Source organism: Nocardia vaccinii NBRC 15922 (assembly GCF_001613305.1).
In the GTDB taxonomy this organism is placed as follows: domain Bacteria; phylum Actinomycetota; class Actinomycetes; order Mycobacteriales; family Mycobacteriaceae; genus Nocardia; species Nocardia vaccinii.
This window is the reverse complement of the sequence record NZ_BDCC01000005.1, coordinates 183,453-197,269: the sequence shown is the minus strand read 5'-3', so window position 1 is coordinate 197,269 and position 13,817 is coordinate 183,453. Positions and strand designations below refer to the sequence as shown.

11 protein-coding genes are annotated in these 13,817 nt (G+C 66.3%); 4 read left to right on the top strand and 7 right to left on the bottom strand.

Going from position 1 to position 13,817, the window contains the following annotated elements; translation table 11 throughout:
* Positions 1 to 70: 70 nt before the first annotated feature.
* Complete coding sequence (locus tag NV1_RS01860; RefSeq protein WP_067884754.1) at positions 71 to 2,089, top strand: M13 family metallopeptidase; 2,019 nt, start codon at positions 71 to 73, stop codon at positions 2,087 to 2,089.
* Between the two features lie 13 nt (positions 2,090 to 2,102).
* Here NV1_RS01860 and NV1_RS01855 read toward each other — a convergent pair whose 3' ends face one another.
* The 6 genes from NV1_RS01855 to NV1_RS01830 form a co-directional block, all read right to left on the bottom strand.
* On the bottom strand, positions 2,103 to 3,449 hold the full coding sequence (locus NV1_RS01855) for an ABC transporter substrate-binding protein (RefSeq protein WP_245713507.1): 1,347 nt from the start codon (positions 3,447 to 3,449) through the stop codon (positions 2,103 to 2,105).
* Between the two features lie 34 nt (positions 3,450 to 3,483).
* The gene (locus NV1_RS01850) at positions 3,484 to 4,275 is read right to left on the bottom strand and encodes a carbohydrate ABC transporter permease (RefSeq protein WP_084524996.1); all 792 of its coding nucleotides are present in this window, start codon (positions 4,273 to 4,275) and stop codon (positions 3,484 to 3,486) included.
* Between the two features lie 53 nt (positions 4,276 to 4,328).
* Positions 4,329 to 5,366 carry a carbohydrate ABC transporter permease gene (locus NV1_RS01845; protein ID WP_084524971.1) on the bottom strand — a complete coding sequence of 346 codons (1,038 nt, stop codon included), beginning with the start codon at positions 5,364 to 5,366 and terminating at the stop codon, positions 4,329 to 4,331.
* 134 nt (positions 5,367 to 5,500) lie between these two features.
* On the bottom strand, positions 5,501 to 6,430 hold the full coding sequence (locus NV1_RS01840) for a L,D-transpeptidase (RefSeq protein WP_067884748.1): 930 nt from the start codon (positions 6,428 to 6,430) through the stop codon (positions 5,501 to 5,503).
* 279 nt (positions 6,431 to 6,709) lie between these two features.
* On the bottom strand, positions 6,710 to 8,107 hold the full coding sequence (locus tag NV1_RS01835; RefSeq protein WP_245713506.1) for a cytochrome P450: 1,398 nt from the start codon (positions 8,105 to 8,107) through the stop codon (positions 6,710 to 6,712).
* Between the two features lie 73 nt (positions 8,108 to 8,180).
* On the bottom strand, positions 8,181 to 8,693 hold the full coding sequence (locus NV1_RS01830) for a DUF6764 family protein (RefSeq protein WP_067884744.1): 513 nt from the start codon (positions 8,691 to 8,693) through the stop codon (positions 8,181 to 8,183).
* A 604-nt stretch (positions 8,694 to 9,297) separates the two neighbouring features.
* On the opposite strand from NV1_RS01830, the gene NV1_RS01825 reads away from it, so the two are divergent.
* Positions 9,298 to 10,791, top strand: coding sequence for an MFS transporter (locus tag NV1_RS01825; protein ID WP_067884743.1), 1,494 nt, complete (start codon positions 9,298 to 9,300; stop codon positions 10,789 to 10,791).
* Between the two features lie 46 nt (positions 10,792 to 10,837).
* Here the strand turns inward: NV1_RS01825 and NV1_RS01820 are convergent, their stop codons facing one another.
* Entirely contained in the window at positions 10,838 to 11,509 is a 672-nt protein-coding gene (locus tag NV1_RS01820) for a S1 family peptidase (protein WP_067884740.1), read from the bottom strand.
* A gap of 584 nt (positions 11,510 to 12,093) precedes the next feature.
* Here NV1_RS01820 and NV1_RS01815 point away from each other — a divergent pair.
* Entirely contained in the window at positions 12,094 to 12,912 is an 819-nt protein-coding gene (locus tag NV1_RS01815) for an MlaE family ABC transporter permease (RefSeq protein ID WP_040829399.1), read from the top strand.
* Positions 12,913 to 12,916: 4 nt separating this feature from the next.
* Positions 12,917 to 13,780 carry an ABC transporter permease gene (locus NV1_RS01810; RefSeq protein ID WP_067677569.1) on the top strand — a complete coding sequence of 288 codons (864 nt, stop codon included), beginning with the start codon at positions 12,917 to 12,919 and terminating at the stop codon, positions 13,778 to 13,780.
* Positions 13,781 to 13,817 lie beyond the last annotated feature (37 nt).

The window sequence follows — 13,817 nt, the reverse complement described above, 5'->3', positions numbered from 1 at the left end:
CTCCGGTTCCCGGAGGGCGGGCGGTCCGATTCACCTGAATCGGTGGAGGTGTCACGGCATACTGATAGAGGTGACTGCCGTGCCGAATCGTGTATCAGGTATCGATTTCTCCCATATCGACAGATCCGTGCGGCCGCAGGACGATCTGTACGGCTTCGTGAACGGCGCCTGGCTGCGCACCTGTGAGATCCCGGCGGACCGTGTACATTCCGGCTCGGTCTCCGACCTGCGCGATCGGGCCGAACTGGATGTGCAGGCGATCATCATGGCCGCGGTCACCGCGCCCGCGTCGGCGGGTGAGGAGATACGCCGCATCGCCGAGCTGTACGCGAGTTTCATGGATCTGGACGCGGTGGCCGATGCGGGTCTGCGGCCGATCGCCGGGGAATTGGCCGACATCGCGGCGGTCACCGATCGGACCGAATTCGCGGCGCTGCTGGGCCGGTTACAGCGGACCGGCGTGGGTGGGGCGGTCGAGATCTTCGTGAGCGGCGACAGTCACAACGCGCGCCGGAACCTGGTCCACCTGACTCAGTCGGGCTTGGGCCTGCCCGATGAATCCTATTACCGCACCGAGCGATTCGCCGAGATCCGCGCGGCCTACAGCGACCATATCGACGCGATGTTCGCCCTGTTCGCCGCCGATCCGGCACTGCGGGAGTCGTTGCCGGGGGACCTGGACGGGATCGGTCGGCGCATATTCGAGCTGGAACGCGCCCTGGCCGCGGCGCATTGGGATGTGGTGCGTCGCCGCGATGTCGAATCCTCCTACAACCTGCGCACATTCGACGAGCTCAGCACCGAGGCCCCGGAATTCGACTGGTTGAGCTGGACTTCCGGCCTCACCGAGGGGATCGACCGGACCGGCCCCGAGGTGCACGCCGAGGTCGTGGTGCGGCAGCCGGACTATCTGGCCGGCTTCGCCCGGCTGTGGGCCGAGGTCTCGCTCGCGGACTGGCAGGCGTGGGCGGCGTGGCAGGTGATCCGCAGGCGCGCACCGTATCTCACCGATGGGGTGGCCCACGAGAATTTCGAGTTCTACGGCCGCACGCTGACCGGAGCCCGGCGGATCCGGGACCGCTGGAAGCGCGGCGTGGCGCTGGTACAGGAATTACTCGGGGACGCGGTCGGGAAGATCTTCATCGCCGAACACTTCCCGCCCGAGGCTCGGGCGAAGATGTCCGAGATGGTGACCCACCTGCGCGAGGCTTACCGTCGCAGCATCGCCGAGCTGCCGTGGATGGGGCCCGACACCAAGATCGCGGCCACGGCGAAGCTGGAGAAGATCGTCGCCAAGATCGGCTATCCGGACCAGTGGCGCGACTACTCCGATATCCACATCGATCCGAACGATCTGGTCGGCAACTATCGGCGCGGATACGCTGCCGCGCACGACTATCAGCTGCGCCGCCTCGAGCGTCCGGTCGATCGCGGCGAATGGCTGACCAGTCCGCAGACGGTCAACGCGTTCTACCACCGCGGCATGAACGCAATCACCTTCCCGGCCGGCTATCTTCGCCCGCCGTATTTCGATCCGGCCGCCGACGACGCGGTGAACTACGGCGCGATCGGCGCGGTGATCGGTCACGAGATCGGGCACGCCTTCGACGATCAGGGCAGCACCCACGACGGCGAGGGCACCATGGTCGACTGGTGGACCGCCGCCGATCACGACGAATTCCACCGGCGGACAAAGGCTCTGATCGATCAGTACGCGGTGCTCTCCCCTCGCGATCTGCCCGCGGAGTACACCGTCAACGGCGAGTTCACGATCGGTGAGAACATCGGCGATCTGGGCGGTCTGTCGATCGCGCTGAAGGCTTACCGGATCTCGCTGGCGGACGCCGAATCCCCCACCATCGACGGATTCACCGGTGCGCAGCGGTTCTTCATGGGCTGGGCCCGGATGCGTTGTGCGAAGGTGCGTCCCGAGGAGGCCATTCGGCGCCTGGCCGCGGACCCGCACGCACCCAACGAATTCCGCTGCAATGCCGTGGTCCGCAATATCGATGACTTCTACACCGCGTTCGATGTGCGTCCGGGCGATGCGCTGTATCTGGAACCGGCGGAGCGCGTGCGCATCTGGTGATCGCCGATTCGGCTCACTCGGACAGTTTGGGCGCGATCTGCCGGGTATAGATGCCGTGCAGCTGATTCTGTACGCCCGACATGACCGAATGCACATCCTGATTGCGCAACCCGATCTGCTCGAGTCCGGTGCCGATGATCTGGTCCGCGCCGGGCAGGAAAACCCGGGCGTAATCCTGGGATTTGGTCAGCGGAAGCTGATTCATCGCGGTCTGGAAATTGGGGTTTTTCGCCAGGAAGGCCACCTCGGACGGATCCTGTTGCGCGGACTTGCGCACCGGAATATATCCGGTGGCCTGCCCGAACGACGTCGTGTTGGCGGTATCGGTGATGAACTCGATGAACTTGAGCGCGTTCACCTTTCGCTCATCGGAGATGCGTTCCGGAATGGCCAGCCCGGCCCCGCCGGTAGTGCAGCCGGGGCCGTTCGGATGTGGCAGGAAATCCGTCGCGAAGGACAGTTTTCCCTTGGCGTTGGCGTTGATACCCGCCAGGTCGCCGGTTGAGGTGATCGCCGACGCGATGACGCCGGTGCCGAAATCGGTTGCCGCCTGCGGGCGAATGCTGGCGTACTGCTTGACATTGATCATCTCGCGCAACGCGTTTCCCGCGGCGACCGTGGCCGGGTCGGTGAATTTCAGCGTCCAGCCGTCGGAGTAGGCGCCGCCGAATGTCCACATCGGGCCCTCGAACGTCCACGCCAGGTTGTTGGTCGCGTTGTACCACCCGTGCGCCCATCGGTTCGGGCCCATCAGGCTCTGGATCTTCGGACCCCACTCGTCGAATTCCGCCCAGGACTGCGGACCTCGTTGCGGCAGACCGGCTCCGGCCCAGACGTCCTGGTTGTAACAGAAGATCTGCGTCGAGCGGCAGTACGGAAGCGCATAGTGTTTGCCCTGGAACTGATAGTCGTTGACGAAGGTGTCCACGTAATCGTCGAGTCGCACACCGGCATCGCCGAAATACTGATCCAGCGGGGTGATGGCCTTGTTGATCGCGAAGTTGAACCACCACACATCCGAGAGCACGACGATATCGGGCAGCTGCCCGCCGATCAGCGACGCGTTGAACTTCTGCGACACCTCCCCGTAGTCCTTACCCGCATCGACCAGGGTGACGCGCAGCCCCGGATGCGCCGCCTCGAAGGCGGCGATCATCGCCAGTTCCCGGCTCTTGGACGTGCCCGGATGGTTCGACCAGAACGTGATGTTGTTCGGGTCGCCGCCCTGCACCCCGCCGCCGCCCATTCCGGCGCAGGCCGCGGCGCCGGCCCCGGCCGCTGCGACGGACAAACCCAGGAATCCCCGCCGGGACAACGCTTTCCGGGGTCCGGCGACGCCAGGGGTAACAGCATCGGACACGGCAGTCTCCTTCTCGCCGAATACGCTGTGGGGCTCAGCCTTTGATGGCACCGGAGGTCAGGCCCTTGATCATGTGCCGCTGCAGGACGAGGAACACCAGCAGGATCGGCACCATGGTGAGCAGGGTTCCGGCCATCACCGGGCCCCAGTTGGTGACGCTGGGATTCTCGGTGTTCTGCAGCAGCGTCAGTCCGACCGGCAGGGTGGCCACCCGGGAATCGTCGGCCATCAGGAACGGCCACAGATATTCGTTCCACTCGTTGACCAGCGTGACGACCGCGAAGGCGACCATCGTCGGCCCCGACATCGGCAGCACCACCCGGGTCAGCAGCGACCACCAGCCGGCGCCGTCCATCCGCGCGGCCTCGATCACCTCGACGGGCAGGGACAGGAAGTGATTGCGCATCAGGAAGGTGCCGAACGCCACGCCGCAGAGCGGAACGATGATGCCCTGGAGGGTATTTCGCCAGCCGATCTCGGCGATGATGGCGTAGTTGGAGATGACCGTGATCTGATTCGGCACCATCAGCGCGGCGATGACCACCAGGAAGACCAGGTTCTTGCCCGGGAATCGCAGGAATACCAGCCCATACGCGCTGATGATGCCCAGGACGAATTTCACCGTCGCGATGATCGCGGTGATGATCAGCGAATTGCGCAGGAACTGCCAGAACGGCAGCGTGGTCGTCGCCTCGCGATAGTTCTCCGGATGCCAGCTGTGCGGCCAGTACACCGCGGGTGCGGTGTAGATGTCCGGGCGCGCCTTGAACGAGGTGATCACGATCCAGAAAAGTGGTACGCCGACGATGATCAGCACACACACCATCGCGGCGTAACCCAGCAGCGTGGCGGCCAGCTTGCGGCGCTGGTACGTGGCGTTCACGCCTCATCTCCCCGATCCATGACGCGGACCTGCACCAGCGTGATGATCAGCAGCACCACGAACATGATGGTGGCGACCGTCGCGCCGTACCCGGCCCGGAAGTTGCGGAAGGATTCCAGGTAGACCTGGTAGACCATGGTCGTGGTGCCGGTGCCCAGCGGCCCGCCGCGGGTCATCACGTTGATGATGTCGAATACCTGCAGTGAGTTGAGCATTACCGTGATCGACAGGAAGAACGTCGTCGGACGCAACTGCGGCAACAGGATTCGGCTGAACCGGGTCCACGGGCCCGCGCCATCGATCCGGGCGGCCTCCATCAGATCCGGCCGGGTTCCCTGCAACGCGGCCAGATAGATGACGAAGCTGTAGCCGAGGTTCTTCCAGATGTAGGTCACCGTCACCATGAACAGCGCCCAGTGCGAATTCTGGTAGAAGTCCGGCACATTCGTGACGCCGAGCCGGTGCAGCACATCCTGGATCAGGCCGAAGCTGGGATCGAAGATGAACTGGAACGCGACCCCGATGGCCGCACCGGAGATCACGAACGGCGCGAAGATCACCGAGCGAACCACGTTGCGCCCGAACAGCTTCCGATCCAGCAGCAAGGCCAGCGCGAGCCCGAGCAGCATACTTCCGCCCACCGCGGCGAGGGTGAAGATCACCGTGTTGCCGACGATCTGCCAGGAATCGCTGCGCCCCCACCACTCTCGGTAGTTCTCCAAGCCGATGTAGTGCGCCAGCGGATCGGCCAGATTCCAGTCGGTGAACGACAACCGGATGTCATCGATCAGCGGCCGGTAGACGAACACACCCAACAGCGCGAGATTCGGCACCACCAGAACCAGGAACAACCCGTAGTCGCTCCACGGCCGCCCCCGCAATCCGCGCCCCCGGGCCTGCGGCAGAACACGTTCCGGACTTCCGCGCCGCACCGAACGCCCGCGCACAGCCGGCAGCCGCGAGATCTGCGTTGCGGTTCGGCGGTCTGCGGGCTCAGCGGCGGCAGCAGCCTCCCCTGGCGGCGAAACGGACATGCGCCGAATCGTAAGCGCGCACGCGCCGCCCCAACACCAAATCGCCGATGAACATCAGAAACAGCGCTTCGGAACGGAGTGTGGCCCCGGGCTGATGCCCGGGGCCACACTCCGTTGCGAGTACTGCTACCGCATCAGTTCCAGTCGCCCATGCCGTCGCTGCGGCTGGCGGCGCCGGTGGAGTTCTTCACGACGACCGGGTCGCCCTTCTGGGCGTTGTCGAAGAACCACTTGGCGTCGGCGGTGCTGACGTTGAGGCAGCCGTGGCTGGCGTCGGAGTTGCCTTGCTGCGCCACCGACCAGGGCGCCGCGTGCAGGAAGATGCCGTTGCTGGCCAGGCGAGTGGCGTACTCGACCGGGACCTTGTAGCCCTCGGGCGAGGTGTCCGGCACACCGAAGGTGGCCGAATCCATGATCATCTTGCGATTCTTCTCGCCCACGTAGTAGATGCCGTTGGGCGTCTCGTGGCCCTTCTTGCCCATCGAGGTCGGCATGGTCTTGATGACCTGCCCGTTCTTGGTGATGGTGATCTGGTGCGTGGCATCGTCGGCGGTGGTGATCACCTCGTCGCCGGTCTTGTACTCGACGCGGGTGCCACCGGCCTGGACGGTGATGGTGTCGTGGGCGGGCCAGTAGTTCTCCGGCCGCCAGCGCACCTGCTTGTCGCCGTACCAGTAGAAGTGGCCCTTCACCGGCGTCGAGGAGGTGATCCGGATGGCCTTCTCCGCGGCGGCGTGATCGGTGACCGGCGCCTTGAAGTTGACGAAGATCGGCTCGGCCACGCCGACGACATCGCCGTCACCGGGGCTCAGGCCGGGATTGGCGAAGTTGGCCTGCGGCAGCGGCGGCGGGGTCTTCAGCGGCGCCGCGCCCGGTTCGGGCTGCGGGCTCTGCACCAGGGCGGGCGCGCCCGGCACATCGGGTCCGCCGGGCCACAGCGGCGCCGCGGCCGCGGGCGCTGCGGCGAGCGCTCCCGCGGCGCTGATCGCCAGGGCTAGGACGCCGATCCGCGTGCCCCGTGTTGCCTTGTCCCGTGCGGGTTTCCGACAGGTGGTGGTGCGCAAAGCCGTACGTCCTCTCAATCCTCTACTCACACGCGAAGATGCGCGGAAGATCTCGCTCACGATGCACAACGAGATATGTCGTCCCCGGCCCGGCATCCATTACTACATTTCCGAATGGCTTCGGCCAATCGTTGATCCGTGGTTATGGACCCGTTCCAACCGAAGTGTGATGTGTCACCGGTACCGGGCGAGAACCGAGTTTCGGGGCGTATGCGCCGTTCGCGGGGGGCGCGGGACCGGCATACAGCAGTACCCAGCAACAAGCGAAACGATGTCACGTCAAATAGTATTGTGATGCGAATCACCGGCATGTCCCTGGTGAGACACCACATCGAAGGTAATTCCGGCACGCGGTCCCGTGGCGATGTTGTGCGGCACGGACATCGGTATCCGGCCTCGCGAATAGCGGTGCGTAAGTGCCAGTTCGGTCCGCATGAGCACGGTCGCCAGCACGATGCGCAATTCGTAGTCGGCCAGGGTGGAGCCCAGGCAACGACGGTGCCCGCCGCCGTACGGGGCGAATTCGGCGGGGCCGTAGCGTCGCTGGAGAAAACGTTCCGGACGGAAGCGCTCGGCGTCCGGCCACACCCCCGGATCCGAATGCAGCAGCGGTACGGCGATGCCCATGGTGTCCCCCGTGTCCATCGCGACGCCGCGCAGCGTGAACGGCTCGGTCAACCGGCGCAGCACGATCGGTACGGGCGGATGCAGCCGCAATGTCTCCTGGCAGACCGCGTCCAGGTAGGGCAGCCGGGCCAGTTCGGCGGGATCGCCGTCCCGGTCGAGTCCGGCCAGTTCCGTGCGCAGCCGGGCGAGCGTCTCGGGATGCCGATGCAGCCGGTACAGCGCCCAGACCAGGCTGGTCGCGGTCGTCTCGTGACCGGCGACCAGCAGGGTGCGCAGCTGATCGCGCAGGTCGGCCTCCTCGATCGGGGAGCCGTCGTCGTGGCGGGCGGCGAGCAGCATGGACAGGATGTCGTTGCCGGCGGGATCCGCGCCCGCCGTGCGCCGCGCGGCGACCTCGGCGCTGATCAGTGCGTCCAGGTGATCGCGCGCGGTCAGGAACCGATCCCAGGGGGCGTGCCCGAAGACGCTGTGCCGCAAGGCTGGAAGTAACATCAGCGGCCCGCTGAACGCATTCAGGAACCGCACGACCGCGGCAGTGTATTCGGAACGGCGGGAACGACTTCCGTCGCCGAAGAGTACGTCCAGAATCACGCGCAGCGTGATCGCCCGCGCCGCCACCCGCGCGTCCACCCGGACACCGGTCCGCCACGCCGGGCCCGCCCCGAAGCCGTCCAGTTCGTCCTGGGTGGAATCGTGAATAACCTTGGCGTAGTGCGCGATACGCGAGCGATGAAAGGCGGGCGTCAGCAGCGCGCGTTCCCGGCGGTGCCGTTGATCACGAGCCAGGATCAACGAGGCCGACCCGACCAGCGGCTCGATCGGATTCGGCAGCGGCGGGGTCAGCGACTCCACCGGCGCGCGGAAGAACTCCCCGGCTCCCGCGGGCGTCCCGGTGAACACCGCGTCCCCGAACCCGGGGAACCCCACCGCGAACGGATCGCCGTCCCGTTCCCGGCGCCACCGGAAATACCGCTCGAAATCGACACCCGCCGCCAGCGCGTGCAATACCGCCGGGCGCGGTGCCCGCAGCCCACCTTCGGCAGAAGTCACGACCCTCATATCGGGGATACGACGCCGGGCCCGATCCGGTTCACGGCCGACCTCGCCGTGCTCGCAGATGCGGTCAGTGCGGCGTGGCGGCGGTGCGCCACACGCCGAGGGGCGTGGCCAGACAGCTCGTGCCGGAGCGGGAATCCCAGGCGAGGGCGGCCGAGCCGAGGCAGGTGACGGAGTCGTTGTCCGAAACTACTTGTGCCAGTGAGCCGTTCATCGCGAAGCTCACGCCGGGGCCGGTCACGTCGCGCAGTGAGGTGAACGCGTAGGACTGCGGTCCCACACCGATCGCGATCGGCATCCCCCGCGATCCCTCGCTCGCGCCGATCCCCCCGGACACCCCCAATCCCAGCGCGATCGCCCCGGCGTCGGCCCGTGCGAAGCCGATGCCGTCGTATCCGGCGGCGCGAGCATGCCCGGCATCGCCGACCGTAGCCCGGCACGCTGTACTGCCGGCGATCACCGTAATGTCCCGCCCGCCGTCGGAGTTACAGTTCACCTCGGTTGCCGATGCATTGCCAGTGAAGCAGAGGTAGGCACCGAACGCGACGGCAGAAACTCCAACTGCGCTGATCAACTTCACCGTTCGCTCCCTCCTGGCCTACTCTCCCACGATACGCAGAATATTTGCTACGGACAGAAATCGGGCAAATGAACATTTCCCGCGTGCGCCCTTCGCCGTACGCTCTCCGTGCTCGACGGGACCGGATCCGCGGTAGCGCCCACTCGCGGCACGAATCGATCCCGAGCCGGTGACCTGCCCGAAAAAGGGACCTGTCCGTCCCTCCTGCGTCGCTGACCACCGGATGCCCTGCCGCACGGCGGATCACATCTTGCACGAATGCGCGCACCTGCCGCGGTGTAGTGCCGAGGTGGTACCGGTCGTCGTGCCGGGCGGCCCACGCCGCCCAGCGCGTACTCGTTGATCGGGTGGTCATGTGGGTTGTGCCGATGCGTTCGGGCCTCGAGCGTGTGGGTCCGGCAGGACGGGCCGCGTTGCTCGCGGTTCGAGATGAGCCGATCGTCCGGGGGCGCGGTCCGTCCGCATCCAGGGCAAGCCGTAACTGTCCGCGCATGGCGAACTGCCCCGGGTAGGTGGGTGGCCGGTCGTAGCCTGTGGGAGTGAACGTGCATGGGCGGTCGTCGGTGGGTGGGGTGGGGCGCATCGGCGGGGACGGGGGCCGGGCGTGAGTGAGGGTGAGCTGCCGCGGCTGAGGTCGCGGACCGGACGGTGGATAGTGGTGGCCACCGTGCTGGGGTCGGCGGTGGCCGCGCTGGATGCGACGGTGGTCAATATCGCGCTGCCCCGGATCGGGCATGCGCTGCATACCGGAGTGGCGGGCCTGCAGTGGACGTTGAGCGGGTACACGCTGACTCTCGCCTCGTTCATCCTGCTCGGCGGGTCACTGGGGGATCGGCTCGGGCGGCGCAAGGTATTCATTTGGGGCACAATCGGTTTCGCGGCCGCATCGGTGTTGTGTGGTGCGGCGGTGAATATCGAGATGCTGGTGGCCGCGCGGATCGTGCAGGGCGTGGCGGGCGCGCTGCTGACGCCGGGCAGTCTGGCGCTGATCTCCTCTTCCATCGATGAACGGGACCAGGGATCGGCGATCGGGCTGTGGTCCGGGTTCGGGGGTATCGCGGGCGCGGTCGGGCCGTTCCTGGGTGGCTGGTTGATCGAGGTGGCCTCCTGGCGGTCGATATTCCTGATCAACGTGCCGCTTGCCGCGGTGGTGGTCGCGGTGACGCTGCGGCATGTGCCCGAGAGCCGGGATCCGGCCGCCTCGCGCCGATCGGATGTGCCGGGTGCGCTGGTGATTGCTCTGGCATTGGGCGCGTTGACCTTCGGATTGATCGAGAAGATGCCGCTGCCGGCCGTCGCCGGGGCAGTGCTGCTGGCGGTGTTCGTCGCGATCGAGCTGCGCAGCGATCATCCGCTGGTCCCGCCGATGTTGTTCCGCTCCCGGGTGTTCACCGTCGCCAACCTCGTGACATCGGCCGTCTACGCGGCGCTGGGCGGCGTGTTCTTCCTGCTGGTGCTGCAACTGCAGCAGGTGGCGCACTTCTCGCCGCTGGCCGCGGGCATCGCGACGCTGCCGATCACGCTGCTCATGCTCGTGCTGTCCGCGCCCGCCGGTCGGTGGGCCCAGCGGCACGGTCCGCACCTGCCGATGACGATCGGGCCGCTGCTGAGCGCGGCCGGACTGGTCCTGTTGCTACGCATCGGCCCCGGCTCCGGACATGTGGCGGGCTATCTGCGTGATGTGCTGCCGGGCGTGACCGTGTTCGGCTTGGGGTTGTGCGCGCTGGTGGCCCCGTTGACCGGGGCCGTGCTGGGCGCGGTCCCCTCGGCCGAGGCCGGAATCGCCTCGGGGGTGAACAACGCCGTCGCCCGGACCGCGCAACTGCTCGCGGTGGCCGCACTGCCCGGACTGGCCGGTATCTCCGGATCGGTCACCGACGCGGTCGCCATCGATCACGGCTTCGGGGTGGCCATGTGGATCTGCGTGGGCCTGCTGCTGACCGGGGCGGTGATCGCCGCGGCGCTGCTGGGCGGACCGCGGGTGCGCCGGGTGCCCGGTGAGGTCGACACACTGCCGCAGTGCAATATGAGCGGCCCTGCCGTACAACCGAATCCACCGGTACAACCGAATTCACCCGGACACGCCACGGGGCGGTGACCCGGAGTGGATCACCGCCCCGCGAGGGAAGGTTCGGTCGGAAGGATCAGATCGGGGCGTATCCCGAGCCGGCGCCGCCGCGGCGGTTGAGATCGTTCAGGATGGCGTCCATATTCGTGCCGACCTCCGGGCCGAAGCAGGCCACGGCCAGATAGGCGTTGACCATGCCCACCAGTCTGGTGCCGATGACGACCGGCGCGCCTGAATCGCCCTCCACGACACACATCTGGCTCCAGGTCTCATTGGTCTGGAAGATGTCGCCCCAGGCGAGGCCGCAGGTGTTGCCGGTGGTCCGGCCCTCCTTGCAGACGATGTTGGGGAACATGGCCGGTGCGCCGATCCCGGTGATCGTCACGTTGCCGACGTGGTTGGTCGGAGTGACCTTGTTCGGATCGAACTGGATGACGGCGTAGTCCAGATCGTGGTTGGAGTAGACGAAGTGACCGACCACTCCGGCACCGCGAGCCTGTTCGGCCCACACCTGCGCGCCCGCCTCGCCGCAGTGCCCGGCGGTCAGCCCGACCAGCCGCCCGGCTCGGTCGTGACCGATGGTCGTGACGGTGCATTCGAACTGGTTGTCAATGATGATTCCGGAACCGCCGCCGATTACCGGCGCACCGCCGGCGGCTTGCGCGACCCCCGCGCCCGTACCGAGCAGCGCCGCGCCGATGGCTACGGCGAAGGCGGTCCGCGCCGCCTTGGCGAGTGTGTTGAACATGTCCCTCCAGAGACGTCGGAAGCCCGCACGATATCAACCCATGTCGTACTACATCCTGTCAGCATCGGCGCGCCGATGCGCGCGGTGTGACGGGCGAGTTAGCCGGTCGGCTGCCGGTGACCCGAGCGTGACGGCGTGGTTGCCATTACCACGGTGACCAGTGGTGACCGGCGCGTCGCCCGATGCGACACGAGTGTGATAGCCCCGGGATCGGCCGAGCTCGGAGTTAGGCTCGTCTCGCATCGGAAAACACAGATTGGTTTTGAATAAACGCAATCCGGGGTATTCAGTCGAGCTGCGGACCAGAGTTGGACGGCCGTTCAAGAACGCAGAACGGGTTCTGGAATGCAATCGGGTTTTTTGTGGTATTTACCAACTCGTTGTCTCCGCTCACAGTCATTTACTGGCTGTGATCTGGGTCAATGAAGGCAGTCACAGATGGTGGTGTGTTTTTCCTAACTCCGTAGTAAGGTGCCTCAAGCAAACAGTCGTCGGGGCGGGTAACCGACGTCGAGAGGGGTTAGCCAGTGCAGTTCACCACCGACCGTCCGGGCGGGTCGGAGGCCATACGCCCAGTGTCACGAATGAGTGGTGCGCTCGACTGGGGCAGAGGCTATTGGCAGGATCATCCGAAACGGTCGATCGAGACCTTCGGCCGCCAGATCACGATGGGTATCGAAGCCGTAGGTGAGCTGTTCGTCAGCATCTTCCGCGGACGCTTCCCATTTGCGGAATTCGTCCGGCAATGCGCGTTCATGGCCAGCGTCGCCGCCGCGCCCACACTGCTGGTCGCCATCCCGATCGGTGTCATCGTCTCGATTCAGGTCGGTTCGGTCGCCCAGCAGGTCGGCGCGACCTCGTTCATCGGCGCGGCGAACGGCCTGGGCATCATCCAGCAGGGCGCGCCGCTGGTCACCTCGCTGATGATCGCCGGTGCGGTCGGTTCGGCGGTCTGCGCCGATCTCGGCTCGCGCACCATCCGCGAGGAGATCGACGCGATGAAGGTGATGGGCGTCGACCCGTTGCGGCGCTTGGTCGCCCCCCGGCTCGGCGCCGCTATGTTAGTGTCCGTTCTGCTGTGTGGCTTTGTGGTTTTCGTCGGTTTCCTGACCGGCTACGTGTTCAACATCTTCGCGCAGAGCGGTACGCCGGGTTCGTACATCGGCACGTTCGCGTCCTTCGCGGTGACCACGGACCTGCTCGTCGCGCTGGTGAAGTCGCTGATCTTCGGACTGCTCGCGGCGATCATCGCCTGCGACGCGGGACTGACCACGCGCGGCGGCCCGGGCGGCGTCGCGAACTCGGTCAACACGGCAGTGGTGCTCTCGGCGGTGATGCTGTTCGGCGTCAACCTGATCATCACGCAGATTTACAACACCCTGTTCCCCGCACAGATGGTCTGAGCCGGTGTCGTCAACTTATGTACCGCCGCTACTGCGGCCACTCGAGCGAATCAAGGCATCGGCGGGCGCACCCCGCGACTGGCTGGCCCGGATCGGCCACCAGGTGTTCTTCTTCCTGCGGTCGATCGGTTCCTTCCCGCTGGCGTTCAAGCACTATCCGAAGGAAATCTGGCGGCTGCTCTCGGACGTCACCTGGGGTAACGGCAGCCTGATCGTCGGTGGCGGAACCATCGGCGTGGTGCTCATCCTGAGCGCGTTCGGCGGTATGACCGTCGGCATCCAGGGATACACCTCGCTGAATCTGCTGGGTCTGAGCCCGATCACCGGTGCGATCTCGGCCTTCGCCACCACCCGCGAGCTGGGCCCGATGCTGGCCACGGTCGCCTTCGCCGCACAGGCCGGTTGCCGATTCACCGCGCAGCTCGGCTCGATGCGCATCGCCGAGGAGATCGACGCGCTCGAATCCCAGGCCATCCGGCCGCTGCCGTACCTGGTCAGCACCCGGATGATCGCGGCGATGATCGCGATCGTCCCGCTGTACTGCCTGGCGCTGCCGTTCGCCTACCTGACCTGCGCGTGGACCGTCGGCCTGTACGGCGGCACCGCGAGCGGCACGTTCCAGCACTACTTCTACCAATTCCTGGTCCCGCACGACGTGCTGTGGTCGCTGCTGAAGGCGATCGTCTTCGTCGCGATCACCACCTTCATCCAGTGCTACTACGGGTTCTTCGCCTCCGGCGGTCCCGAGGGCGTCGGCGTCGCGGCCGGCCGGGCGATCAAGTACTGCATCATCGCGGTCGTCTTCGCCGACCTGTTCATCACGCTCGCGGTCTGGGGCGTCAACCCCGGCATCAGGATTTCCGGATGAGCGGGTCAGGGCCGGAGGCGGCAGCGGAGCATTACCA

Coding starts and splice junctions, on each gene's coding strand:
- NV1_RS01815 (WP_040829399.1), top strand. CDS start 12,094: ATGAGTGGTGCGCTCGACTGGGGCAGAGGCTATTGGCAGGATCATCCG.
- NV1_RS01850 (WP_084524996.1), bottom strand. CDS start 4,275: ATGGTGTGTGTGCTGATCATCGTCGGCGTACCACTTTTCTGGATCGTG.
- NV1_RS01820 (WP_067884740.1), bottom strand. CDS start 11,509: ATGTTCAACACACTCGCCAAGGCGGCGCGGACCGCCTTCGCCGTAGCC.
- NV1_RS01845 (WP_084524971.1), bottom strand. CDS start 5,366: ATGTCCGTTTCGCCGCCAGGGGAGGCTGCTGCCGCCGCTGAGCCCGCA.